Source organism: Pusillimonas sp. (assembly GCF_035515275.1).
GTDB lineage: Bacteria > Pseudomonadota > Gammaproteobacteria > Burkholderiales > Burkholderiaceae_B > Pusillimonas.
This window is the reverse complement of record NZ_DATJBQ010000168.1, coordinates 1-23431: the sequence shown is the minus strand read 5'-3', so window position 1 is coordinate 23431 and position 23431 is coordinate 1. Positions and strand designations below refer to the sequence as shown.

At 59.5% G+C, this 23431-nt stretch carries 21 protein-coding genes and 1 pseudogene; 17 read left to right on the top strand and 5 right to left on the bottom strand.

What is annotated here, in order from left to right:
* Positions 1-60 precede the first annotated feature (60 nt).
* The 13 genes from VL003_RS12340 to VL003_RS12280 all read left to right on the top strand — a co-directional run bounded on the left by VL003_RS12340 (position 61) and on the right by VL003_RS12280 (position 12988).
* A complete protein-coding gene (locus VL003_RS12340) occupies positions 61-849 on the top strand; it encodes an ABC transporter ATP-binding protein (protein WP_325442912.1) in 789 nt (262 codons plus the stop codon).
* 92 nt (positions 850-941) lie between these two features.
* Positions 942-1928, top strand: a complete 987-nt coding sequence (locus VL003_RS12335) for an ABC transporter substrate-binding protein (RefSeq protein WP_325442910.1) — start codon at positions 942-944, stop codon at positions 1926-1928.
* Positions 1925-2815 (top strand): ABC transporter permease, encoded by an 891-nt coding sequence (locus VL003_RS12330; RefSeq protein ID WP_325442908.1) that lies wholly within the window; start codon positions 1925-1927, stop codon positions 2813-2815. Before VL003_RS12335 ends, VL003_RS12330 begins: the two co-directional genes overlap by 4 nt.
* Before the next feature lie 7 nt (positions 2816-2822).
* Entirely contained in the window at positions 2823-3605 is a 783-nt protein-coding gene (locus VL003_RS12325) for an SDR family oxidoreductase (protein ID WP_325442906.1), read from the top strand.
* 16 nt (positions 3606-3621) lie between these two features.
* The gene (locus tag VL003_RS12320) at positions 3622-4155 is read left to right on the top strand and encodes a cupin domain-containing protein (protein WP_325442904.1); all 534 of its coding nucleotides are present in this window, start codon (positions 3622-3624) and stop codon (positions 4153-4155) included.
* A 3-nt stretch (positions 4156-4158) separates the two neighbouring features.
* Positions 4159-5031, top strand: a complete 873-nt coding sequence (locus VL003_RS12315) for an alpha/beta fold hydrolase (RefSeq protein WP_325442902.1) — start codon at positions 4159-4161, stop codon at positions 5029-5031.
* On the top strand, positions 5024-5857 hold the full coding sequence (locus VL003_RS12310; protein ID WP_325442900.1) for an IclR family transcriptional regulator: 834 nt from the start codon (positions 5024-5026) through the stop codon (positions 5855-5857). The genes VL003_RS12315 and VL003_RS12310 overlap by 8 nt, the downstream gene beginning before the upstream one ends.
* Complete coding sequence (locus tag VL003_RS12305; protein WP_325442898.1) at positions 5854-6645, top strand: SDR family oxidoreductase; 792 nt, start codon at positions 5854-5856, stop codon at positions 6643-6645. Before VL003_RS12310 ends, VL003_RS12305 begins: the two co-directional genes overlap by 4 nt.
* Positions 6638-8323 (top strand): thiamine pyrophosphate-binding protein, encoded by a 1686-nt coding sequence (locus VL003_RS12300; RefSeq protein ID WP_325442896.1) that lies wholly within the window; start codon positions 6638-6640, stop codon positions 8321-8323. The genes VL003_RS12305 and VL003_RS12300 overlap by 8 nt, the downstream gene beginning before the upstream one ends.
* Entirely contained in the window at positions 8323-9147 is an 825-nt protein-coding gene (locus VL003_RS12295; protein ID WP_325442894.1) for an aspartate dehydrogenase, read from the top strand. The genes VL003_RS12300 and VL003_RS12295 overlap by 1 nt, the downstream gene beginning before the upstream one ends.
* Before the next feature lie 63 nt (positions 9148-9210).
* Positions 9211-10686, top strand: coding sequence for an aldehyde dehydrogenase (locus VL003_RS12290; RefSeq protein WP_325442892.1), 1476 nt, complete (start codon positions 9211-9213; stop codon positions 10684-10686).
* 10 nt (positions 10687-10696) lie between these two features.
* Positions 10697-11656: a VOC family protein gene (locus VL003_RS12285; RefSeq protein ID WP_325442890.1), complete on the top strand. Its 960-nt coding sequence runs from the start codon at positions 10697-10699 to the stop codon at positions 11654-11656.
* A 204-nt stretch (positions 11657-11860) separates the two neighbouring features.
* A complete protein-coding gene (locus VL003_RS12280) occupies positions 11861-12988 on the top strand; it encodes an ABC transporter substrate-binding protein (RefSeq protein ID WP_325442888.1) in 1128 nt (375 codons plus the stop codon).
* Positions 12989-13016: 28 nt separating this feature from the next.
* On the opposite strand, the gene VL003_RS12275 is transcribed toward VL003_RS12280, so the two are convergent.
* The 5 genes from VL003_RS12275 to map all read right to left on the bottom strand — a co-directional run bounded on the left by VL003_RS12275 (position 13017) and on the right by map (position 20473).
* Positions 13017-14483, bottom strand: coding sequence for a hypothetical protein (locus VL003_RS12275; RefSeq protein WP_325442886.1), 1467 nt, complete (start codon positions 14481-14483; stop codon positions 13017-13019).
* A 252-nt stretch (positions 14484-14735) separates the two neighbouring features.
* On the bottom strand, positions 14736-15953 hold the full coding sequence (locus tag VL003_RS12270) for a porin (protein WP_325442884.1): 1218 nt from the start codon (positions 15951-15953) through the stop codon (positions 14736-14738).
* A gap of 450 nt (positions 15954-16403) precedes the next feature.
* Positions 16404-16895: a disulfide bond formation protein B gene (locus VL003_RS12265; protein WP_325442882.1), complete on the bottom strand. Its 492-nt coding sequence runs from the start codon at positions 16893-16895 to the stop codon at positions 16404-16406.
* Positions 16896-17051: 156 nt separating this feature from the next.
* The gene (locus tag VL003_RS12260) at positions 17052-19628 is read right to left on the bottom strand and encodes a [protein-PII] uridylyltransferase (protein ID WP_325442880.1); all 2577 of its coding nucleotides are present in this window, start codon (positions 19626-19628) and stop codon (positions 17052-17054) included.
* Between the two features lie 35 nt (positions 19629-19663).
* The gene (gene map / locus VL003_RS12255; protein WP_325442878.1) at positions 19664-20473 is read right to left on the bottom strand and encodes a type I methionyl aminopeptidase; all 810 of its coding nucleotides are present in this window, start codon (positions 20471-20473) and stop codon (positions 19664-19666) included.
* Between the two features lie 178 nt (positions 20474-20651).
* Here map and rpsB point away from each other — a divergent pair, with 178 nt between their 5' ends.
* The 4 genes and pseudogenes from rpsB to VL003_RS12235 form a co-directional block, all read left to right on the top strand.
* Positions 20652-21404 (top strand): 30S ribosomal protein S2, encoded by a 753-nt coding sequence (gene rpsB / locus VL003_RS12250; RefSeq protein ID WP_325442876.1) that lies wholly within the window; start codon positions 20652-20654, stop codon positions 21402-21404.
* Between the two features lie 221 nt (positions 21405-21625).
* Positions 21626-22504 (top strand): translation elongation factor Ts, encoded by an 879-nt coding sequence (gene tsf / locus VL003_RS12245; protein WP_325442874.1) that lies wholly within the window; start codon positions 21626-21628, stop codon positions 22502-22504.
* A gap of 94 nt (positions 22505-22598) precedes the next feature.
* On the top strand, positions 22599-23315 hold the full coding sequence (gene pyrH, locus VL003_RS12240) for a UMP kinase (protein WP_325442872.1): 717 nt from the start codon (positions 22599-22601) through the stop codon (positions 23313-23315).
* 13 nt (positions 23316-23328) lie between these two features.
* Positions 23329-23431: pseudogene (locus tag VL003_RS12235) on the top strand (ribosome recycling factor); the annotation flags it as partial.

The window sequence follows — 23431 nt, the reverse complement described above, 5'->3', positions numbered from 1 at the left end:
GAATGACGCCCGTTAGTGCGAACCACCCGCTGCACAACCATACAAGGAGTCAGCTCACCCATGGTTGAGATTGAATTCAGAAACGTCGGAAAATCGTTTGTAGACCCAAAAACCGGCTTGATGCGTCCCGCCGTCAGCGATATTTCGATTTCCATCGCCAAGGGCGAGGTGGTGTCCCTCATCGGCCCCTCAGGTTGCGGCAAAAGTACTTTGCTGAACATGGGTTCGGGCCTGTATGCACCCACCAGCGGCCAGGTTTACGTGGCCGGCAAGTTGGTGACCAAGCCTGTGCGCGAAGTGGCTTTCATGCTGCAAAAAGACCTGCTTATGCAGTGGCGAACCATCGAAGACAACGTGGCCCTGGGGCTGGAAATTGCCGGGGTGGCCAAGGCCGAGCGTCTCAAGGTGGCAAACCGGCTGCTCGAGCAATGCCATCTGAAAGGCTACGAGAAAAACTATCCGCATCAGTTGTCGGGTGGTATGCGGCAGCGGGCAGCGCTGGCGCGCACTCTGGCGGTCGACCCTCAGGTCATGCTGCTGGACGAACCGTTTTCGGCGCTTGATGCGCAAACCAAAATGATCTTGCAGCAAGATCTTGCTCAATCGCTGGCCGAACATGGCAAAACGGCGCTGTTCATTACCCATGACCTGGTCGAAGCCATTGCGCTGTCTGATCGCTTGCTGGTCATGAGCGAGCGGCCCGGCACCATTATTGAAGAAATCGTCATTGATCTTCCCATGCGCGACAACCCCTTGCAGCGGCGCAAGCTTCCGCAGATCGGCCCCTTGCAAGGGCGCCTTATGGACCTGCTGAAAATCGGCAAAGACGCCGACGCGGCAGTTCATTGAACCCATTGATAACCCGCAGGTTCGAAGCACCTTGATCGTATCCTGCACCTTTGTTGCACCGACCAATAAAAAATCCATATCAGGAGAACACAATGAAGAAACTTCTTACTGCCGTCATGTTCGGCGCTTGTGTCTCGTTCGCTGCGGCCCCGGCCCTGGCGACCGAAAAGCTGGAGTCCATCACGTACTTGTTGCCGGCTCCCAAGAATCTGCCTGCCTTCGCGCCATGGATTCTTGCCGACCATCAGGGCTATTTCAAAGAAGAAGGCCTTGACGTGACCTTTGTTTCGGGCAAGGGCGGTGTGGACGTGGCCAAGCAGGTGGGGGCGGGCAACGCGCCCATTGGCGGCGCACTGGGCGACACGCCGGTGATCGTTCGCGCCAACGGCGTTCCGGTCAAATCGGTGGCTCTTATGGGTGCGGGTGGGCTGATCCTGATCGCATCGCACGAAGATGCGCCCGTCGACGAACCGGCCCAGCTTAAAGGTAAAACCATTACCGTCATTGCATACTCTGACACCGGTTATTACTCGTTGCTGGGCACCATGCAAAAAGCCGGACTCACTCGCGACGACGCCGAAATCCAGGCCGCCGGCCCGGCCGGCGTGTGGCAAATGTTCGCCCAGAAGAAAGCAGACGTCATGGCCGGCGTGCCCGACTGGGTCGCCACGGTGCGACACAACGGCGGCAAGGTGCATCTGATGGACCCCGCCAAGGGTTTCAACAGCATGGCCCAGGCCATGATCGCGTCGGACGACACCATCAAGAACAACCCCGAGCTTATTCAGCGCATCGTTCGCGCCACGCTCAAGGGCATGACCCTGATCATGAAAGACCCCGAAACCGCCCTGAAGGCGTATCTCGAGGCGATTCCGGCTCATAAGGGCCGCGAAGCCGAAATGCGCGAGGTCTTCAGTTTGTACAACAAGTATGTGTACGCCAACCAGGAGGTTCCGGGCAAGATGGATCCCAAGCGCTTGGCCGCCGTTCAAGACTTCTACGTTTCGCAGGGCATCGTAAGCAAGGCCGCCCCTGTCGAAGACCTGTACACGAATCAGTTTGTTGAAGGCTCGCAATGAGTTCCGATTCACCTGTAGCAGCATTCAGTGCGTCGGCGGGGGCTTCGGCCCCCGCCAACAAAAAAGCCGGAAGCGACCCCACGCCGGCAAGTTCCGGAGGCCTCAAATTGACTAAGCGTCATGCCATTACCGTCGGCGGAAGCATCGCCGTGTTGATCGTCTTCCTGGCTACCTGGCAGTGGGTACCCGGCTGGCTCGGCATGCCCGAGTTCATCTTGCCCAAGTTCACAACGGTCATGCAAGAGGCGGTGCACATGTGGAACACCGGCAACTTCCTCGAGCATTTCGGCTATACCGCGCTCGAAGTGGTGCTGGGCTTTATTTTGGGTGCGTTGCTGGGCCTGTTTGTGGGCGTGGTGCTGGGCCTTTCGCCCACCACCGAATCGGTGTTGTCCCCCTATATTCTTGCGTTGCAAATTGCACCCAAGGTAGCTTTTGCGCCGCTATTTGTCATGTGGTTGGGCTACACCATCTACCCCAAGATTCTGGTGGCCCTGCTTATCGTGTTCTTCCCCATTATGGTCAACGTGCTGTCGGCCATTCGCACTGTCGATCCCGACCTGGTCAATCTGGTGCGCACGCTTAACGCCGGCCGTTGGCAAATATTTCGCCTGGTCGAGTTTCCGTCGGCGCTGCCTTCCCTGTTTTCGGGTCTGCGCATCGGCGCCACCCTTGCGGTCATCGGGGTCACGGTCGGTGAACTCGTGGGTGGCAACAAAGGCCTGGGCTTTTTGTTGGTCGACGCCGAAGGACAGGGCAATACGGCGGGTGTGTTCGTGGCGATCATCGGTCTGACCGTCATCGGCATAGCGGCGTATGCAGCAGTGGTCTGGGCCGAGCGACGCTGCCTGCACTACATTCCCAAAGCCAGCGTTACCACGGTCTGAGGTAGATATGAGCACTCAAATCGGCGCAGATCATGCAAACGGCCTGCTTCACAAACGCCGCATACTGGTTACCGGTGCGGCTCGCGGCCTGGGTTTCGAGTTTGCGCGCAGCATTGTCCAACAAGGCGGTGCGGTGGTGCTGGCCGACATACTGGCCGACCAAGCTGAAGCGGCCGCCCGTTCACTGCGCGACCAGGGCCATCAGGCGCATGCCGTGGCGCTCGACCTGAACGATCCCGCCTCTATCGAACAGGGCGCCGCCCTGGCGGTTCAGGCTCTGGGCGGGCTCGACGGGCTGGTCAACAACGCAGTCATGACCCATTCCGGCGGGAAAAATCTCGAGCAGATCGAACCCGACGTCTGGGATGAGGTCATGCGCATCAATGTACGCGGAACCTGGCTGATGTCGCGCGCTTGTTTGCCTGCCTTGCGCAATTCGCAGCAGGCCAGCATTGTTAACCTGGCGTCCGACACCCCCATGTGGGGTGCGCCCAATCTGTTGGCTTACGTTGCCAGCAAGGGTGCCATCATGTCCATGACCCGATCCATGGCTCGTGAGCTGGGCTCCAACGGCATCACCGTCAATGCGGTGGCGCCGGGCCTTACCCTGGTGGAAGCAACCGAGTACGTGCCACGCGAGCGGCACGACCTTTACGAAAACCAGCGTGCGCTCAAGCGTGCGCAGTTGCCCGACGACGTCAGCGGCGCCGTCACATTTTTGTTGTCAGGCCTGTCGCGTTTCGTGACAGGGCAAGTGTTGGCCGTCAACGGCGGCTTTGTGATGCATTGAACTAAAGGTGATAGCAATGAGCGAACAAGTAGTGGCTGAACAAGAGCGCAGCTGGGACCGCCCCGAGGGCGCCAGTTTCGAAGAATGGATGAGCTCCCGGATCGCGCGCTTTTCCACACGCAAATACGATTGGGACGCCCTGAAATTTCAGGCCGATTTCGACCCCAAGTATCGCCGCGCCCAGATGCGTTACGTGGGCACCGGTGCCACGGGTGTGGCCAGCGACACCAACACGGTGCCTTCCGAGCACTTCACTTTCTCGACCATGGTGATACCAGCCGGGGGCGTAGGGCCCTCGCACATTCACTACGACGTCGAAGAAGTGTTCTTCGTCATTCGGGGAAAAATGAAGCTCATCCTCGAAAAAGACGGCGAGCGCTACGAAACCATTCTGACTGATCGCGATCTGGTGTCGGTGCCCCCGGGCGTTTACCGCGAAGAGATCAATATCGGCGACGAAGACGCCCTGATGTGCGTATTGTTGGGTGCGAAGCAGCCGCAGATTCCCACTTATCCGCCCGATCACCCACTTTCCAAGATCAAGCGCTAAGACATGGTCGGCAGTACTGCGTCATCTCACGTATCGGGCCCGCCCGCCGCCGACCCGGTGTTTACCGAGAAGTCCGTTCGCATTGCAGACGGGGTTCTGGGTTACCGTTCGTGCGGTTGGGGCTCGGACACGATCGTGCTGCTGCATGGCATCAGCTCGGGTTCGGGCTCGTGGTCCGAATGCGCGTCGGTGCTGGCGCAGCGGGCGCGGGTCATCGCCTGGGACGCTCCGGGTTATGGGGCGTCCACGCCCCTGGCCTCAAGCGCTCCTGCGGCACCCGAATACGCGCAACGCATTCAGGCCCTGCTCGAGGCCTTGCAGGTAAAGCGGTGTCTGTTGGTGGGACACTCGCTGGGCGCATTAATGGCCGCCGCCTATGGCAGCATGCCAAGCCACCGGGCCGCCGGCATGTTGTTGATCAGCCCCGCATTGGGTTATGGCGGGGCCGGCAACCCGCAAGCGGCACAGGTGCGCGCCAAGCGTGTGGCGGCGCTCGCCGAGCAGGGCATACCAGGCATTGCCGCCAATCTTCCTGATCGCCTGTTGTCAAGCGCTGCAAGCAACACGGCGCGCGAAACAGTGCAGCGCAATGCCTTGCGCCTGAACGCCCAAGGCTATTTGCAGGCGGTAGAGCTGTTATGCGGCGACGATATCAATCGCTACGCTTTGCCTGCCGACGCAACTTGGGTCTCTTGCGGCGAACACGATATCGTCACCACACCCGAGCAGTCTCGCGGGTTCGCACAGCGCCACGGGCTTGAGTTCACCCTTATACCCGGTGTGGGGCATGCCTGCTATGTCGAGCAGCCCCGGGCCGTCGCTAAACACATACTTGAAGTATTAAATAAAATTTCAGCGTCGGACGATCATGAGTGAAGTATTGAGTATGCAGGCGTCAGACAAATACATTGTGCCCGGGCTCGAGCGAGGCCTGCGCATACTGGGCGAATTCACCCGACAAGATTCGGTGCTTTCCGCTCCCGAACTGGCACGACGCCTGGGCATACCCCGGTCTACCGTTTTTCGCCTGCTCTCTACATTGGAAACCCTGGGTTTTGTCGAACGCGACGCCGGGGGGCGTGACTACAGCCTGGGTCTTGCGGTGTTGCGGCTGGGTTTCGAATGCCTGGCTTCCAAAGAGCTGACCGAACTGGGCCGCCCCATACTCGACAGGCTGCGCGAGTCGGTGGGTTACTCCTGCAATCTGGTCGTGCGCGACGGCCGGTCGGTGGTGTATGTGGCACGCTCGGCCGTTACTTCGCCCTTTGCCAATACCGTGTACGTGGGCACCCGGTTGCCTGCGCACTCTACCTTGTTTGGCAGGGTGTTGCTGCGCGATCTCAGCTATGCCCAGTTGCACGACCTGTATCCAGAAGAGCAGTTGCATCAGGCGACTGACAAAACACCGGCAACGGTCGACGAGCTTTTCAAAGTCATACAGGCCGACAAAACCAGCGAATACGTTTTCGAGCCGGGTTACTACGAAGAATCCATTGCCACCCTGGTCGTGCCCGTGTATGGGCGGGGCGGGGCGGTGATTAGTGCCATTGGGGTAACCGTGCCCAGTGCCCACATACAAAAGCTTGAGCTGCAAGCATTGGCGGCCGCCGCATGTCGCGCGGCGGCCGAATTGTCGCAGTTGCTGGATCACATCGCTCCAGGCACCGACATATCGGCAACTCCGAACGAGAGGAAACAATGATTAATCTAGAAGGAAAGGTGGCGGTCGTAACGGGCGGCACCTCGGGCATTGGGCTGGCTACCGTCAAACTGTTGCTCGAGGCCGGCGCCGACGTGGCCTTGTGTGGCCGCGATCGTGAGCGCCTGGACGAGGTCGAGGCGCAACTGGTGCAGGCATTTCCGGCACGCCGCATCTTGGCGCGCAGTTGCGATGTTCTTCAGCCCGGACAAGTCGCGCATTTCGCCCAGACCGTACAAGAAGAACTCGGTTCCGCAAGCATGCTTATCAATAACGCAGGCCAAGGCCGCGTGTCTACCTTTGCCGACACCGACGACGCCGGCTGGGAAAACGAGCTTCGCCTCAAGTTCTTTTCGGTCATTCATCCCACACGCAGCTTCTTGCCGCAGCTCGAACAAAACGCCGACGCGGCCATTGTCTGCGTCAACTCGTTATTGGCGGCTCAACCCGAACCTCATATGGTGGCCACCTCGGCGGCCCGTGCAGGCGTCATGAACCTTGTGCGATCCCTGGCCACCGAATTCGCGCCCAAGGGTATACGCGTCAATGGCATTTTGCTGGGTCTGGTCGATTCGGGCCAGTGGCGCCGCCGCTACGACGAGCGCGAAGACCCATTCCAAACCTGGGAGGCCTGGGCCGGCGAGCTGGCCAAACGCAAGAATATTCAACTGGGCAGGCTAGGCCGCCCCGAAGAAGCTGCACGTGCCATAGTTTTCCTGGCTACACCGTTGTCCTCTTACACAACAGGAAGCCATATCGATGTTTCTGGAGGGGTGTCCCGTCATGCCTAAGCAAAACACTGAAGTTACGGTTGGGGCGGCGATTGCGGCCTTTCTTGAAGAATGCGGCGTTAAAACGGCGTTTGGTGTCATATCCATACATAACATGCCCATTCTTGACGCGTTCGGCGAACGTGGCGTGGTTCGCTTCATTCCTTCGCGTGGCGAGGCCGGCGGCACCAATATGGCTGACGCCTATGCCCGCACCACCGGCGAACTGGGTGTCTGCCTGACCAGTACCGGTACGGCTGCGGGCAACGCAGCCGGTGCCATGGTCGAGGCGCTTACCGCCGGTACGCCCATGCTGCACATTACCGGCCAGATTGAAACCGAATACCTTGATCGCGGTTTCTCTTATATTCATGAAGCGCCCGACCAACTGACCATGCTGCACGCGGTTTCCAAGGCGGCGTTTCGCGTGCGCGACGCGCAAACGGCGCTGGCAACCGTCAAGCAAGCGGTGCAGGCCGCACTTACCGCACCCACGGGGCCGGTAAGCGTCGAGATTCCCATCGACATACAGCAGGCGCTAATACCGATGCCCGACAACCTGGCGCCCTTGCAGGTGCCCGTGCATCAGCCTTGCGCACAGGCGCTTGATCGCCTGGCCGACAAGCTGGCCTCCGCGCGGCGGCCCTTGCTGTGGCTGGGGGGCGGTGCGCGGGGCGCAGGCGCCGCCGCGCAACGTCTTTTGAAATTGGGGTTCGGGCTGGTTACCAGCACGCAGGGGCGGGGCATTGTGCCTGAAACGCATCCTCAAAGCCTGGGTGCGTTCAACCTGCACAAGCCGGTCGAAGCCTTTTACCAAACCTGCGACGCCATGGTGGTGGTGGGTTCGCGGCTGCGTGGCAACGAAACCCTTAAGTATCAGCTTAAGTTGCCGCGTCCCTTGTACCGGGCAGACGTTGACCCGGCGGCCGAAGGCCGTTGCTACGACTCTGACGACTTCATACAAGGTGATGCCGCGCTGGTGCTGCAAGGCCTGGCAGACCGGCTCGAGGGGCGCTTAAGCACCGACCCGGCATTTCTGGCCGACCTGGCCGCCGCGCGCGAGGCTGCGGTGGCGGGTCTGGTCGACGGCCTGGGGCCGTATGCGGCGTTGGTCAGCGCTTTGCAGCAGGCAGCCGGCGAAAACTTCAATTGGGTGCGCGACGTCACGGTGTCCAACAGCACATGGGGCAACCGTTACCTGTATCTGTTCGACCCTAAAGCCGGCGTTCATGCACTGGGCGGCGGCATCGGCCAGGGCCTGGCCATGGGCATCGGTGCGGCCGTCGGCGCCGCCCAAGCCCGGTCGGGCAAGAAAACCTACTGCCTGGCCGGCGACGGCGGCTTCATCTTGAACCTGGGCGAGCTGGCCACGGCCGTGCAGGAAAAAGCCGACATGGTCATCATCTTGATGAACGACAAGGGCTATGGCGTGATCAAGAACATACAAGACGCTCAATATGGCGGACGCCGTCACTACGTCGATCTGCATACGCCCGACTACGCCGCCTTGTCAGCCTCCATCCAATTGCCGCATGTACGGGTCAGCGATTTATCGCACATGGCCCAGGCATTGCAAAAGGCTCACGCGCAGCAGGGTCCCTTCATGATCGAGATCGACATGCTGTCCATCGGCAAGTTCAAGACCGCCTTTGCAGGCCCGCCGGTCAGCGAACCCGAAACAGCCTCGGCGGGGTCCTGATGTCAGCCTTAACCAAGCAAATCGCCATTGTGGGTTTTGGCGCCATCAGTCAATCTGTGCTTGAACTCATCGCGAACGACCAGGGTCTGCAGGTCACGCAGCTCATCGTCAGCCCCGGCAAAGAAAACGCCGTGCGACTGGAGCTTGAAGGCCTGGGCCTCAGGCATCCGCCCAAAGTGTCGTCCACGCTGCTGCTGGGCGCCGACCGCCCCGACGTTGTGGTCGAATGTGCCGGCCACGCCGCCATTACGGCTCATGTGCTGCCGGCGCTGCAGCAGGGCGTGCCGTGCATGGTGGTGTCCATCGGGGCGCTGTCCGAGCCCGGTCTTGCCGAGCGGCTTGAGCAGGCCGCCCTGCAGGGTGACACACAGGTGCACCTGCTTTCGGGGGCCATTGGCGGCATCGATGCATTGGCGGCGGCGCGCGCAGCGGGCCTGGAGTCGGTCACCTATGTGGGGCGCAAGCCGCCGCTGGGTTGGCTGGGCTCGCCCGCCGAAGAGAAACTCGACCTGCATAACCTGAAAGAAAAAGCCTTGTTCTTCGAAGGCTCGGCACGTGAGGCCGCGCGCCTGTTTCCCAAGAACGCCAACGTGGCGGCAACGCTGTCGTTGGCGGGCGTGGGCCTGGACAACACGCGGGTTCAGTTATATGCCGACCCATCGGTAGACCAGAACATCCACTACTACGAAGCCAATGGCGCTTTCGGACACATGGCCGTAACCATGCAGGGCAAGCCGTTGGCAAGCAACCCCAAGACATCGGCGCTTACGGTGTACAGCGTGGTGCGCGCTTTGCGCAACCTCGTTGCGCCGTTGGCGGTTTAATCGCTTGGGCGGCGCGCAAAGGGCGGCCCTAATGCAAGCGCGGCATGCTGCGCAAGGAACCACATGAGTAACACTGATATTTTAGACATCTGCATCGCCGGCGAATGGCGTCCCGGCAAGGGCTCACGTTACGAAAGTCGTTACCCTGCCACGGGCGAAATCGTGGGCACGCTTAACGCCGCCAGCCCTGAAGATGTTGAAGAGGCGATACAAGGCGCCCAGAAGGCCTTCGAACGTAGCGGCTGGGCCCAGCGCAAGCCCCACGAGCGCGCCGCCGTGCTGTATCGCATCGCCCAGCTTATCCGCGAAGACGCCGAGCGCCTGGCGCAATTGCAGCGCCTGGACAATGGCAAGCCCATTTCCGAGACACGCGCTTTGGTGGCCAGTGCAGCGGGCACTTTTCAATTTTTTGCCTCGGCCTGCGAAACGCTTGAAGAAACCATTACCCCCGCGCGCGGCGACTACCTGACCATGAGCTTGTACGAGCCCATGGGGGTCGTGGCCGCCATTACGCCGTGGAACTCGCCGGTGGCCAGCGAAGCGCAAAAAATGGCCCCGGCGCTGGCGGCGGGCAACGCGGTAGTGGTCAAGCCGGCCGAAATCACGCCTCTGCTGGCGCTTGAGCTGGCTCGCATCTGCGACAAGGCGGGCGTGCCCAAGGGCATCGTCAGCGTCGTGCCCGGCAAGGGCTCGGTCATCGGCGACCTCATCACCCGTCATCCCCTGGTGCGCCGTGTTTCGTTCACAGGGGGGACCTCGGTGGGGCGCCATATCGCCACCATAGCCGCCGAAAAATTCATGTCGGTGGCGCTTGAACTGGGCGGCAAATCGCCCACCATCGTGCTGGAAGACGCCGACCTCGACCACGCGGTCAACGGCGTGCTGTACGGCATCTTCAGTTCCAGCGGCGAATCCTGCATTGCGGGATCGCGCCTGTTTGTGGCGCGGCCCTTGTACGACACCTTCATGCAGCGCCTTGCCGAAGGGGCACAGCGCCTGCGCGTGGGCGACCCGTCGGACGAAGCCACGCAAATGGGCCCCCTCATTAGCGACAGCCATCGTGAATCGGTTGAACGTTATGTGGCCATTGGTGTCAAAGAAGGCGGCCGCATTCGTTGCGGCGGCGCGCGGCCACAAGGCGAGCTTTACGATAAGGGCAGTTATTACCTGCCCACCATTATTGAAGGCCTGAAAAACACCGACACCATCTGCCAGGAAGAAATCTTCGGCCCCGTGCTGGTTGCCATGCCTTTCGACCATATCGACGATCTGGTCGCACAAGCCAACGACAGCGTCTATGCCCTGGCGGCCGGCATCTGGACACGCGACTACAAGGCTGCGTGGCGCCTGGCCAGGCAACTTAAGGCGGGCAACGTCTGGATCAACACGTACAAGCAGTTCTCTATTGCCACGCCGTTCGGCGGGTGGCGCGACAGCGGTCTGGGCCGCGAAAAAGGCCGCGATGGCATTTTGCAGTACATGGAACAGAAAAGTGTGTACTGGGGCCTGAACGACCAGCCCCTGCCATGGGCCAATTAAGGAGCAATCTATGGATATTATGGGTATCGACGAAATCACCTACGGGGCCGATGATTTCGACACGTGCAAGCGTTTCTTCGCCGACTGGGGGCTCGAACTTGTCTCCGAGCAGCCCGAAAAGCTCGTTTTTTCAACGCTTAACGGCTGCCTGGTCAAAGTGGTCAAAACCGATGCCGCAGGCTACCCCGCACCGATCGAGGCCGGGCCCACCATGCGTGAAGTGGTTTGGGGGGTGTCCGACGCCCAGGTGCTGCAACGCCTGGCCCAGCGCCTTGCCGACCAGCCGGGCTTCGAGCAAAACCAGCAGCGGGTCTCGTGCGTTGACCCGGCGGGCATGCTGTTGGGCTTTCAGGTAAGCCGCAAAAAAGAAATCTCGATCGATTGCGGCCAGATGAACACCTGGAACGAGAAGCCGCGCAAGAATGCGCGCAGCCCCATTTACGATAGAGCCCAGCCGATTGAAGTGGGCCATGTGGTGTTCTTCGTCAAAGACCTGCAGGCGATGGAAGACTTCTACGTTCAAAAGCTGGGGTTTGCCCCGTCCGACCGTTATCCGGGACGCGGCGTCTTCCTGCGTTGCGACGAAGACGGCGGCCATCACGATCTGTTCCTGCTGCAAACCCCCGACCAGAAGGTGGGTTTGAACCATGTCGCCTTTGCCGTGCGCGACATCCACGAAGTATTCGGCGGCGGCCTGCATATCGATCGCCAGGGATGGCAAACCCAGCTGGGGCCGGGCCGCCACCCCATATCTTCAGCCTACTTCTGGTATTTTCAGAACCCCGCCGGCGGGCTCATTGAGTATTACGCCGACGAAGACCAGCTCGATGCAGACTGGGTGCCGCGCGAGTTCGAGCCCGGCCCCACGCGCTTTGCCGAGTGGGCGGTAGACGGTGGCCTGGACGGCAATACTCGCCGCCAGAAAAACGTGAAAGGCCCCGACGGCCAGTTTTTGACCGACCGTAAATAAAGCCCGCGCAGCGCGAGCGGTGCCGTTTATTTAGGCACGCCCGACACGCCCCTGTTCGCCAATTGCGGCGCAGGGGCGTTTTAACGTACTTGCGTACAAAAATAAAATAGTTTTGTTACACAGAGCGGGATGTCGCGGCTATAGTGGCGCTTCAGGTTAGTTTGCCACTGCGGCATGCATTCTGTTTTTTACAAGGAGACAACAATGAAAAAAACTATTCTGGCTGTTTTGCTGGCGGCCTGTTCCGGCGCGGTGTCGGCCCAGATCGTGGTGGGCGTATCGGCCAGTACAACCGGCCCGGGCTCGTCGCTGGGGGTTCCCGTTGCCAACGCGGTGCCCTTGCTGCCCAAAACCGTAGCGGGCCAAACCATTCGCTATATCGTTCTTGACGACTCCAGCGACCCAACCACCGGCACGCGCAACGTCAGCAAGCTTATCTCTGAAGACAAGGCCGACGTCGTCATCGGCTCTACCACCGTACCGGTGGCCATTGCGCAAAGCGGGGTGGCCAACGAGGCAAAGACCCCGATACTGGCGCTTGCGCCCATGCCGGTCGACCCTGCCAAACAGCCCTATATCTTTACTGTTCCCCAACCGCTGTCGCTTATGGTCAATGCCTTGCTTGATCACATGAAGCAAACCGGCGTCAAACGCCTGGCCTACATGGGTTTTGCCGACTCGTGGGGCGACATGAATTACAACTTCGCCCTCAAAGGGGCCGAACAACGCGGCATCGAAGTCATCACCAACGAGCGCTTCAATCGCAACGACACATCGGTCAATTCGCAGGTCCTCAAGGTGGTCGCGGCCAAGCCCGATGCCATCTTTGTCGGAGGCTCGGGCACGCCGTCTGCCTTGCCGCAGATTGCGGCAATTGATCGCGGATACAGCGGCCCCATTTACCACACCCACGGGGTGGTCAGCCGCGACTTCATACGTGTGGCGGGCAACGCCGCCAAGAAGGTCGTTGCAACAACCGGCCCGGTCACCGTCGCCGAACAACTGCCTGAAGATCACCCGCTCAAGGCCCTGGGCGTCGATTTCCTTCAAAAATACGAAGGTGAACACGGCACGGGCTCGCGTAACGCCTTTGCGGCCTATGTGTGGGATGCCAGCCTGATCATACAGGCGGCTGTTCCACAGGCCCTGAAGGTTGCCAAGCCGGGTACCCCCGAGTTTCGTCAGGCCATGCGCGATGCCATCGAGAGCAATAAAGATGTGCGGGGTGCGCATGCCGTATACAACATGAGCCCCAGCGATCATTCGGGCGTTGATGAACGCGCCCGCGTACTGGTCACCGTGGCGGACAACGAGTGGAAGATACTCGACTGAAAGCGCAGCCAGTGCTTGGGCGAGGTGCCTAGCGCACGCTACGCGCCTCTCGCCTGATTCGTGCACGTTCCTCACGCTGCTTCTGTTGTTCCAGACGCTGTTCTTCTGTAAGGGGCGGGGGTGCGCTGCCCGGCGCATACCCGCCGTGCACGTATCTGGATACGACCATTTTGTCGGGTGTCCGGCAGGCGTCGGGTCGGTCCGAGAAATACAGACATTCGGGGTAGCCCTGAAAAAAGGTCACCGTCATGGTGCCGGTCTGAAGGCCGGCCATGCCGCCGAACTGATAGCCCGCCGTCACTTTTTCGGGTCGGTTCTGGCTGTCTCTGGTGCTGACAGAGGGGTTGGCGATACTTTTTAGCACGTACTTATTGACCTGCCATTTGCGCGCTTCGCCTTTCATCAGATCTTCAAGCAGGGCCACGTAGTCGGGGTCCTTGAACGTGTCGCCGGGCGCAGGTATCGGTACCATCGGCTTGAGCGAGCCGTCGGGGCCAATGCCAAAGGGCTTGTTCAGGGCAAAAAGCCGCAGGTTTTCCTGGAATCGCATCAGTCCGGGACTGTTGCAGCCATTCATCCGGACCAGGGCCTCTGTATCTTCCCGGGCGGTTCTAACGGCGGCAAGAATCTGCTGAATGGTGGGTTTGAAGGCTGCGTCAAGCGGGTCGACAGGCTGAAGGATCTTGGCCAAAGCGAACATCTGCTTGAACTCATCGCGCAAAAATATGGCGTCCAGCTTTTGTTTGACCTGCCACATTTCGGGGTCGGCGAAAAAGCCGGTGGGCACGTCCTGCCATTTTGTGCAGTACGGCGCACTTTCGGTATAGGTTCCGTTCCGATAGTAGGTGGCGGTAATGCCCTCTTGCACGCACTCAAGGTTGGTCATTTCCACAAAGCCTTTCGGCCTTGTGCTGGGATTGGCCGCGCATTGGCGTGCGTAAGCATGCAGATAAGACCCGAACATGCTGTTGAAAACCAGGTGGTCGGTGGGTACGTTGAGGGTCTCGAAGCGACCTTGCAATATCGTTGTAAAGAACGGCCCGTTGGTCAGGCCCTGGGTGTCCAGCTTTGGTGAATTTGCCGCCAATCCAGAGGAAGCGTCTGCTTTGGCCAACGTGAAGTTATCGCAGTACCGCCCATTTACCTGAAGCCCGCGTACCTGCCCCACAGTGCCGTCGGCAAGCAGCACGCCCTGAAAGCTTCCGAAATCGGCGCCTTGATCCGGGCCCCCAAAATGCACGTACATTTCTGGCTTAATCAGTGTTAGCTTGACCGGGAAATTGGCGGCGTGAAGCTTTTGGGGCCCGTATCCGTCATAGGCAAGCGTGCCTTCTGTTCCCTTCACCTTAACGGTGAACGCCACCGGGCCGATCGGGCACTGAGCCGTGGTGTGCCAGGTACCGCTGAAGTCGGGGGTCTGGGCCAGTGCGGCGGGGCTAATGAAGACCACAGTCAGGGCCGCGAACAAGCCCAGTGGTTTTGCTGGAATCTTCATCGTTCTTCCCCTGTAGATAGGCAAGTACGCGTTACCCATCCGGCGTCTGTAGTGATATTAAGTCTTTGCTTCCCTTTGGTTTCATTTTAGGCGGAGCAAAAAAAAAGTCGGATAGGCCAAAAGGCTTATCCGACATAAATCAAATCAAATCAAATCTACGGATTACTACAGGTACTGCAAGTTTGCCGGTTCGCCGGCAGGAGACTTGCAAGCAAGGCTCCTGCCGACTGGCGGCAAGGCTTCTAAGTTAGATTAGAAGTTGTGGCGCAGGCCAACCATAACGGCTGTCTGGTTCTCGCCAGCACCGGGGCGTGGTGCAGGAGCGGTGCCGCCTGCGGCAGAAATGTTCGACAAGCCGGTGTTACGGATGTAGGCAGCCGAACCGTATACCGAGGTGCGCTTCGAGAACGAGTAGGTGGCGCGTGCAACGTAGTACCATGCTTTGGAGCTTTCTGCGGCATCCTTGAAGCGCATGTAGTTGACCGCTCCGTCAAGGACGACAGCGGGGCTAACTTGGTACGAAGCGTTCAGTGTCCAGAGGTCGCTGCGGTTGCCCAACGAGCGAGCTGCAAGGCCAGGAGCACCGTTGCTGATGCCGGCATCATTCTTGCGGTTCAAGTAGATCAGGCCGACCTTGAAGGCGTCGAACTTGACGTAACCGTTGATGTTCCAGCGGCGATCTTTCTGGTCGCGGTCCAAGCCAGGCCAGTTGTTAACCGTGCCTGCTGTACGATCGCCTTGGCCACGCAGAACGTCGTAACCAGCGGCAACACCCCAGTTGGCGGTGTCATAGCCGGCCATGACGGACCATGCCGAGCAAGCCGACTGATCGTGGTAGTCGACACCGCAATTGCCGGCGGCGGGGTTGGCAGGAGTAGCGGCAACTACGTTGCGACCACGCGAGTAAGCAGCACCGAACTTGACGCCGCTGAAGTTGCCCATGTAGGTGATGGAGTTGTCCATACGGGCGTTGGGGATGTAGTCGTCCAGGGTACCCATGCCGTAGGCGTTGGGGCCCAGAATGTCGGCGCCCAGCATGCTGCGCATCAGCATGTTGTACTGACGACCGAATGCGACTTGGCCCCAGTCGCCTTTCAGGCCGACAAAGGCTTGACGGCCGAACAGACGACCACCCTGACCCGAGGTGCCCGTACCGGTGTTGAAACCGGACTCAAGTGTGAAGACAGCGCTTAGGCCGTTGCCCAGGTCTTCAGTACCGCGCAAACCCCAATGGGAAGGCCACGATTGTGTAAGGTTGGTGAAGTGGGTCGAGTTGCTGTCACCGATGCGCTGGTTGGCAACACGGTTCCCGCTAATAGGATCAATAACTGTGTCGTACTCGGCAATGTTGTTGACATACTCAATGCCGGTGTCGACAACACCGTACAAGGTAACGCTGGTCGAGCTTTGCGCTTGAGCCATCATGGGGAATGCCAGGGCTACGCCCAGTGCAAGTGCTTTTAACTTCATTGGTTTTCTCCAACGTTGATGAAAATTAGTGCTTCTTACCGTTTGAAACCACTCAAAAGCAGATGCTATGTATCTTCTTGTGAGTGCTTGCTTCGAAGTGTAAGCCCAGAGAACCACACTTATAACTACAGGGCCCAAGGGCCTTGTTGCAACAACTGGTTCGTTTTTGTGAATCCCCGTCTTGGTTGTTATAAGAGTGATCGAATCGTTTACTGATGTAGACCAACTTTTATTGGATTCGAGTTTATATACGGCCCCCACCACCGACGATAAGGGTTAACCCGTTTTCAACGGATTGCTATAAAAAAAACCGTTGTTTGTTGGTGTTTAACAACGAATTTGCGCGCCTGCCTGTTGTTTTTTTGCGCCACTTCGTAGCAATTGGCAGCGGTGGTACCGTAGGAACTGACGTTAAACGTGCTTGTAATAATAGCTATGTAGCACCCTCTGCTACTTTCGCGCTGCCCCGATAATGCCCAGCGCTGCCAGCACCACAAATAGCGCCAGGCTCCATAGGGCGTATTCGATGCCCAGCAGCTCAACCCGTGCATCCATGCAGGTGGCGTAGATGCCAAAAATCCAGGGCAGGCCGGCATCCAGGCCCGACTGCACCATGAAACGGTCGGCAAACGTCCGATCGCACGAGAACATTTGCGCGGCCACGCTGTACTGGTACCAGGCGGCCACAGCGCCGCCGATCGCGAGCAGGGCGCTAGCCCCGGCCGCGAACCGGCCAAGCACAGGCCGCATGCCTTCCAGCCCCAGCCCTAGCCAACACAGCAGCGCAATCGCTATATATATAAGGCGTTGAAATACACACCACGCGCAGGGCGGCATGTCGAACACATGCTGCGACACCAGTGCGACGCCCACTGCCGCCAAAGAGAGCAGTGCGATCAGGTGCAAGATGCGGCGGGTGGTTACGGATCGGAGTACGTTCATATTGGATGTGGTTAAGCGCTTAATGTGTGTTGCGGCGTATTGTAATGGGGTAGTCAGACCTCAGGCAGGGCCTGGCGCCCGGCCATGCGCGAAACTTATGGGTTCGATGGCGTACCTGAAAAGTAGGCCGGTGTGAGCCGGGCGTGGCAGGCGGGTTCAGTGAGTTTCGTCCAGGCCGGCCAGCAGGCTGCGCTCGAACTGTAGTTGCCCGCGCGGGTTGCCCAGGGTTTCGCCTTCAATAATAAAAACGTCTTCGACCCGGTCGCCCAAGGTAAGGATCTTGGCCATTTTCAGGCTGACGCCGTGGTGGGCAAATACCTGCGCCAGGCTGTGGAGCAGGCCGGGGCGGTCGGCGGCGATCAATGAAAGCCGCCACGAGGTACCGCTTTCGTCGGGCTGCAGTTCTATATTGGGCACAATGGGAAACACCCGGGCTCGGCGCGAGCGGCGTCGGCCAAAGCCCGGCGCTGAGCGGGCGCCGCGCCTGCGCGGGTCGGCCAGCCGTTCGGCCAGCTCGTGTTCAACCAGGTTGGCCCACGAGCGAAAGTCGCGGTCGTTGTCGGGCAGCAGCACAATGAAGCTGTCCAGGGCCCAGCCATGACGGGTGGTGTGGATGCGGGCGTCTTGTACGCTTAGGGCCCGCTGGTCAAGGTAGGCGCAAATATCTACGAATAAATCGTTGCGGTCGGGCGCATACACCATGATCTGCAGGCCTTCGCTCTGCCCGACGACCCGTGCCTTGACCACAGGCTCGGGCGAATCAACACGGTAATACAGGTGGCGAGTATGCCAGGCAATTTCAGAAGCCTCGTGCCGAAGAAAATAGGCGACATCAAGCTTTTGCCAGAACTGGTCGCGGCTGTCATCGCGCAGCCCCAGTCGGCGTACCTCGGCTCCGGCTTCTTCGCGGCGTTGGGCCAGCACCGTGCCGCGGTCGGGTTGGGTGCCCCCTAGCGCCGCCAGGGTCAGACGAAACAGGTCTTCAAGCAGTTTGCCTTTCCAGGCATTCCAGACTTTGGGGCTGGTGCCGCGAATATCGGCCACGGTTAGCAAATACAACGCAGCCAGGCGACGCTCGGTTTTAATACGCCGCGCAAATTCGTGGATGACATCGGGGTCGGTCAGGTCGCGTTTTTGCGCAAACAGCGACATGGTCAGGTGCTCGCGCACCAAAAACTCCACCAAGTCGGTGTCTTCGGGGCTGATTTGGTGATCCGCACAGAAACGCCGCGCATCCTGCGCACCAAGCTCTGAATGGTCTCCGCCACGACCCTTGGCAATGTCGTGATACAGCGCCGCCACGTATAGCAGCCAGTGCTTGTCGAGGTCGGCGATAAGCTGGCTGGCCAGTGGATACTCCTGGGCGTGCTCGGGCATGGTGAAGCGGCGCAGGTTGCGAATCACCATAAGTATGTGCTGATCCACCGTGTAGGCGTGGAAGAGGTCGTGCTGCATTTGGCCGACAATGCGGCGAAACTCGGGCAGGTAGCGGGGCAAAATGTTCAGCATGGTCATGCGGCGCAAGGCATGCACTACGCCCCGAGGTTGCTGAAGTATTTGTATGAAGGCGTGGCGGTTGACCGGGTTGGCGCGAAACTGTGCGTCCATGCGCTTGCGAGAATGCCACATGGCCCGCATTATCTGCGCCGAAAGACCGGTCAGCTCGGGGTTGCGCTGCATCACCAGGAACGCCCGCAGTAGCAGGGTCGGCTTGCGCTCGAACTCGTCGGCCCGCCTGATATCGAGGCGATTGTGCACCTGGCAGAAGTCGTCGTCCAGAACCTTTCGTGCGCTGTCGGGGGCCGGAAACAATCGTTCCTCAAAAGCCTGCATCAGTATGGTGGTGAGCTGGCTGACCACCCGTGCGGCCCAGTAATAGCGTTGCATCAGCAGTTCGCTGGGGCGACGCGTTTTTGTGGCCTCAAACCCATAGGTGGCCGCCAGCGCCGGTTGCAGGTCGAATAACAGGCGGTCTTCGCGCCGGCCCGCCTGCAGGTGCAGCTCTATGCGCAAGCGCTTGAAGGCCAGTTCGGCCCGGCGCAGAGCCCGGTGCTCGGCCGGCGTCAGCATGCCGCTGTCGGCAATCTGCTTCCAGGTGTTGCCCACGCCTGCCGCTTGAGCGATCCAGCGCAGGGTCAGCAGGTCGCGCAGGCCACCCGGCGATTCTTTGCAGTTGGGTTCAAGCGCGTAGGGGGTGTCGTGGTGCCGGGCGTGGCGCTGCACCATTTCGGCCCGCTTGGCCTGAAAGAAACTGATCGGGTCGCGGCCGCGACGCATGGTTTGCGCCAATTGCTGAACCAATGGCTTGTTGCCGGCGATCCAGCGCAACTCCATCAGCGCAGTCTCAATGGTGACGTCGTGTTCGGCTTCGTTGCGGCAGTCGGCGATCGAACGAACACTGTGGCCAAGATCCAGGCCCAGATCCCACAAGGCGGCGATTAGTTTTTCGATTCGAATCCTGTCTTCGGGGCCCGGATCGCGTTCCAGCAGGATCAATACATCGATGTCAGAGTAGGGGTAGAGCTCGCCGCGCCCGTAGCCGCCCACCGCTGCCAGTGCGGCGCCTTCGGGCAGAGGGTGTTGCTTGATGGTGTCGCGAACCGCCTGGTCGGTAACGCGCCGCAGGCCGGCCAGCAAGGTGTCGGAGCGCAGGTGTCGGCGAAAATTGCCGATGACCTCGCTGCGCCGTTGGTCGAATCGCTGGCGCCATGGCGAGGGGATGGGCGCGTCCATAATAAAAGGGCTTGCCGGTTTGCTGTCGGCCTGCTTTAGGCTGTTGCCTGTACGAAAGCAGGGGGGGCGGGCATGCCGGGCGAAACGGTAAGAATCTCGTAGCCGGTGTCGGTAACCAGTACGCTATGCTCCCACTGCGCCGAAAGACTGTGGTCGCGGGTAACGACTGTCCAGCCGTCGGCCAGCTGGCGGATTTCTTTGCGGCCGGTGTTGATCATGGGTTCGATGGTAAAGATCATGCCGGCTTCAAGTTGAAGGCCGGTGCCGGGCTTGCCGTAATGCAAGACCTGTGGGTCTTGGTGGAACTTGCGGCCAACGCCGTGACCACAGTATTCGCGCACCACCGAAAAACCTTGTTTTTCGGCATGTTTTTGAATGGCCGAGCCGATGTCGCCCAGCGTGGCGCCGGGACGCACCTGCTCGATACCCAGCCACATGCAGTCGTAAGTGGTTTCCACCAGGCGCTTGGCTAAAATGGAGGGTTCGCCTATATAGAACATGCGGCTCGTGTCGCCAAACCAGCCGTCTTTAATGACCGTGACATCAATATTCATGATGTCGCCGTTTTTTAATACCTTGTCGCCAGGGATGCCGTGGCATATGACATGATTGACCGAGGTGCAGATAGAGCCCGGAAACGGGGGATAGCCCGGGGGGGCATAGCCCACCGTGGCGGATTCGACATTAAGGGTATTGGTAATGAAATCCATGCACAGGCGGTCGAGCTCGCCGGTGGTGACGCCTGCGCGAACGTGTGGGGTGAGGTAATCGAGGGCCTGGGCGGCGGCCTGGCAGGCGGCGCGCATTTTGTCCAGGTCGGCGGGGTCTGTAACTAGAATGCTCATGTCAGCTTGAACTGTATAACTTAAAGATAGTAGAATTATAGGCTTTCTTTTAATTTGCCCTTTTTGGCAAAAATCGCGTACGTAGCGAAAGAAGGGTGTTTGGTGTGTTGTCGTTAACCATATCTACGACACGCCCCAAATGCAAGCTGCGTACCAGACCCAACCCTCGGAGAATATTATGTCCTTGATGCGTGAAATGCTTGAAGCCGGTGTCCACTTTGGTCACCAGACCCGTTACTGGAACCCCAAGATGGCCCCGTATATTTTCGGCCATCGCAACAAAATTCACATCATCAACCTTGAGCAGACTGTCGGCAAATACCTTGAAGCTGCCAAGTACATGCGCCAGGTTACCGCACGTGGCGGCAATATTCTGTTCGTAGGCACCAAGCGCGCTGCACGCGAACTGGTGGCCCAGGAAGCCGCACGCTGTGGCATGCCTTACGTAGACAGCCGCTGGCTGGGCGGCATGATGACCAACTTCAAGACGGTCAAGTCCTCGGTCAAGCGTCTCAAAGAAATGGAAGCCCAGCTAGCTGAAGGCGCTACCGAGCACATGAGCAAGAAAGAAGCCCTGATGTTCGATCGCGAACTCGACAAGCTCAACAAATCCATCGGCGGCATCAAAGACATGAACACGCTGCCCGACGCTTTGTTTGTCATTGACGTTGGCTATCACAAGATCGCCATCGCTGAAGCCCGCTCCTTGGGTATTCCCGTGGTTGCCGTGGTTGACACCAACCACTCGCCCGAAGGCATCGACTACGTGATTCCCGGCAACGACGACTCGGGCAAGGCTATTGCTTTGTACGTCAAGGGCATGGCTGACGCCGTGCTCGAAGGCCGTGACCAAGCGCTGAACGGCCTGGTCGAAGAAATCGCCGAAGGCGACGGAGAGTTCGTCGAAGTCCAGGACGACGGCGAAGAGTAAGGCCTTCGCGCCAAGCGCCTGCACCAGGCGCTTGGCCATTCGCGTTTGCTAGCATTCCGTCGTCATGCCGGGCCGCTAACGGCGCGAGCCGGCCCGCTGTTCGGTCGGACACAGCTGTTTGGTGTGCGGCCCCGGTTTATTCGGGCCGCCCGAACGGCTGATTCATTCGTCTGCCCCGCCCCGGTTCCGCCGGGGTCTGTTTCAAAGAACTGGAGAATACTGTGGCTCAAATTACCGCATCGATGGTCAAAGAACTGCGCGAGAAGACCGACGCGCCCATGATGGAGTGCAAAAAAGCGCTTGCCGAATCCGATGGCGATATGGCGCGCGCCGAAGAGTTGCTGCGCGTGAAGTTGGGCAGCAAGGCCAGTAAAGCCGCCAGCCGCGTCACGGCCGAAGGCCTGATCGGCCTGTACATTGCCGACAATGCCAAGCAGGGTGCTGTGGTCGAAATCAACTGCGAAACCGACTTCGTGGCAAAGAACGACGACTTCCTGGGCTTTGTTGCACAAATTGCTCAGCTTATCACCGACAAAAGCCCGGCAGATGTTGCCGCCCTGGCCGACCTGCCCTTGGGCGACGGCACGGTTGAAAGCACGCGATCGGCGCTGGTCGGCAAAATCGGCGAGAACATCTCGATCCGCCGCTTCGACCGCTTCGAAACCAACAACCAGCTTGCCAGCTACGTGCACGGCGGAAAAATCGGCGTTTTGGTCGAGTTCACCGGTGCTGAAGAAGTGGGCAAAGACCTGGCGATGCACATTGCCGCCACCAAGCCTCGCGCCCTTGACGCGGCCGGCGTTCCTGCCGAGCTGATTGAAGCCGAGCGTTCGGTTGCCGCCCAGAAAGCTGCCGAGTCCGGCAAGCCCGCCGAAATCGTCGCCAAGATGGTCGAGGGTTCGGTTCAGAAGTATCTGAAAGAAGTCACCTTGCTGTCGCAACCCTTTGTCAAGAACGACAAGCAAAGCGTCGAGCAAATGCTGAAAGAAAAAGGCGCTTCGATCCAGCGCTTCAGCCTGTTCGTGGTGGGTGAGGGCATCGAGAAAAAATCGGAAGACTTTGCCGCCGAAGTAGCGGCAGCCGCTTCGGGTAACGCCTGATTACCTGATGCATTGTCCCGGCCGGGCCCTTGCGTAGCCGCAACGGCCCGGTCTGGCATACACTTTCGTTGGAACGACTTCTCGGAACCTATCCATGACCACCAGATCATACAAACGCGTCCTGTTAAAACTGTCCGGCGAAGCGCTGATGGGCGATGACGCATTTGGGATCAACCGCAGTACCATTCTTCGCATGACCGAAGAAATCGCCGAGGTGTCCGCCCTGGGCGTCGAGCTGGCCATTGTCATCGGCGGCGGCAATATTTTCAGGGGCGTGGCTCCGGGTGCGCAGGGCATGGACCGCGCCACGGCCGACTACATGGGCATGATGGCCACCGTCATGAACGCGCTCGCCTTGCAAGACGCGCTCAAGAATCGCGGCATCGATACGCGTGTGCAGTCCGCCCTTAATCTGGATCAGGTCGTCGAGCCTTATATCCGGCCCAAGGCATTGCGCTATCTTGAAGAAGGCAAGGTGGTGGTGTTTGCAGCCGGTACCGGCAACCCATTTTTCACCACCGATACGGCCGCCGCATTGCGGGGCGCTGAAATCGGTGCGGAAATCGTCCTGAAGGCGACCAAGGTCGACGGTATTTATTCGGCCGACCCCAACAAAGATCCTTCAGCAACACGTTATGCCCGCATCAGCTTCGACGAAGTGATCGTGCGTCGGCTCGAAGTCATGGACGCTACGGCTTTTGCACTGTGCCGCGACCAGAAGCTGCCGATCAAGGTGTTTTCCATCAACAAGCCCGGTGCGTTGCGACGCGTCGTGCTTGGCGAAGACGAGGGCACCCTGGTGCACGTTTGATAAAGGAAAAGAAATGAGTACATCCGAGGTCAGGAAATCTGCCGAAGAGCGCATGGCGAAAAGCCTTGAGGCACTCAAGAGCGATTTGGCCAAGATCCGCACCGGTCGTGAGCACG

Coding starts and splice junctions, on each gene's coding strand:
- VL003_RS12340 (WP_325442912.1), top strand. CDS start 61: ATGGTTGAGATTGAATTCAGAAACGTCGGAAAATCGTTTGTAGACCCA.
- VL003_RS12335 (WP_325442910.1), top strand. CDS start 942: ATGAAGAAACTTCTTACTGCCGTCATGTTCGGCGCTTGTGTCTCGTTC.
- VL003_RS12330 (WP_325442908.1), top strand. CDS start 1,925: ATGAGTTCCGATTCACCTGTAGCAGCATTCAGTGCGTCGGCGGGGGCT.
- VL003_RS12325 (WP_325442906.1), top strand. CDS start 2,823: ATGAGCACTCAAATCGGCGCAGATCATGCAAACGGCCTGCTTCACAAA.
- VL003_RS12320 (WP_325442904.1), top strand. CDS start 3,622: ATGAGCGAACAAGTAGTGGCTGAACAAGAGCGCAGCTGGGACCGCCCC.
- VL003_RS12315 (WP_325442902.1), top strand. CDS start 4,159: ATGGTCGGCAGTACTGCGTCATCTCACGTATCGGGCCCGCCCGCCGCC.
- VL003_RS12310 (WP_325442900.1), top strand. CDS start 5,024: ATGAGTGAAGTATTGAGTATGCAGGCGTCAGACAAATACATTGTGCCC.
- VL003_RS12305 (WP_325442898.1), top strand. CDS start 5,854: ATGATTAATCTAGAAGGAAAGGTGGCGGTCGTAACGGGCGGCACCTCG.
- VL003_RS12300 (WP_325442896.1), top strand. CDS start 6,638: ATGCCTAAGCAAAACACTGAAGTTACGGTTGGGGCGGCGATTGCGGCC.
- VL003_RS12295 (WP_325442894.1), top strand. CDS start 8,323: ATGTCAGCCTTAACCAAGCAAATCGCCATTGTGGGTTTTGGCGCCATC.
- VL003_RS12290 (WP_325442892.1), top strand. CDS start 9,211: ATGAGTAACACTGATATTTTAGACATCTGCATCGCCGGCGAATGGCGT.
- VL003_RS12285 (WP_325442890.1), top strand. CDS start 10,697: ATGGATATTATGGGTATCGACGAAATCACCTACGGGGCCGATGATTTC.
- VL003_RS12280 (WP_325442888.1), top strand. CDS start 11,861: ATGAAAAAAACTATTCTGGCTGTTTTGCTGGCGGCCTGTTCCGGCGCG.
- VL003_RS12275 (WP_325442886.1), bottom strand. CDS start 14,483: ATGAAGATTCCAGCAAAACCACTGGGCTTGTTCGCGGCCCTGACTGTG.
- VL003_RS12270 (WP_325442884.1), bottom strand. CDS start 15,953: ATGAAGTTAAAAGCACTTGCACTGGGCGTAGCCCTGGCATTCCCCATG.
- VL003_RS12265 (WP_325442882.1), bottom strand. CDS start 16,895: ATGAACGTACTCCGATCCGTAACCACCCGCCGCATCTTGCACCTGATC.
- VL003_RS12260 (WP_325442880.1), bottom strand. CDS start 19,628: ATGGACGCGCCCATCCCCTCGCCATGGCGCCAGCGATTCGACCAACGG.
- map (WP_325442878.1), bottom strand. CDS start 20,473: ATGAGCATTCTAGTTACAGACCCCGCCGACCTGGACAAAATGCGCGCC.
- rpsB (WP_325442876.1), top strand. CDS start 20,652: ATGTCCTTGATGCGTGAAATGCTTGAAGCCGGTGTCCACTTTGGTCAC.
- pyrH (WP_325442872.1), top strand. CDS start 22,599: ATGACCACCAGATCATACAAACGCGTCCTGTTAAAACTGTCCGGCGAA.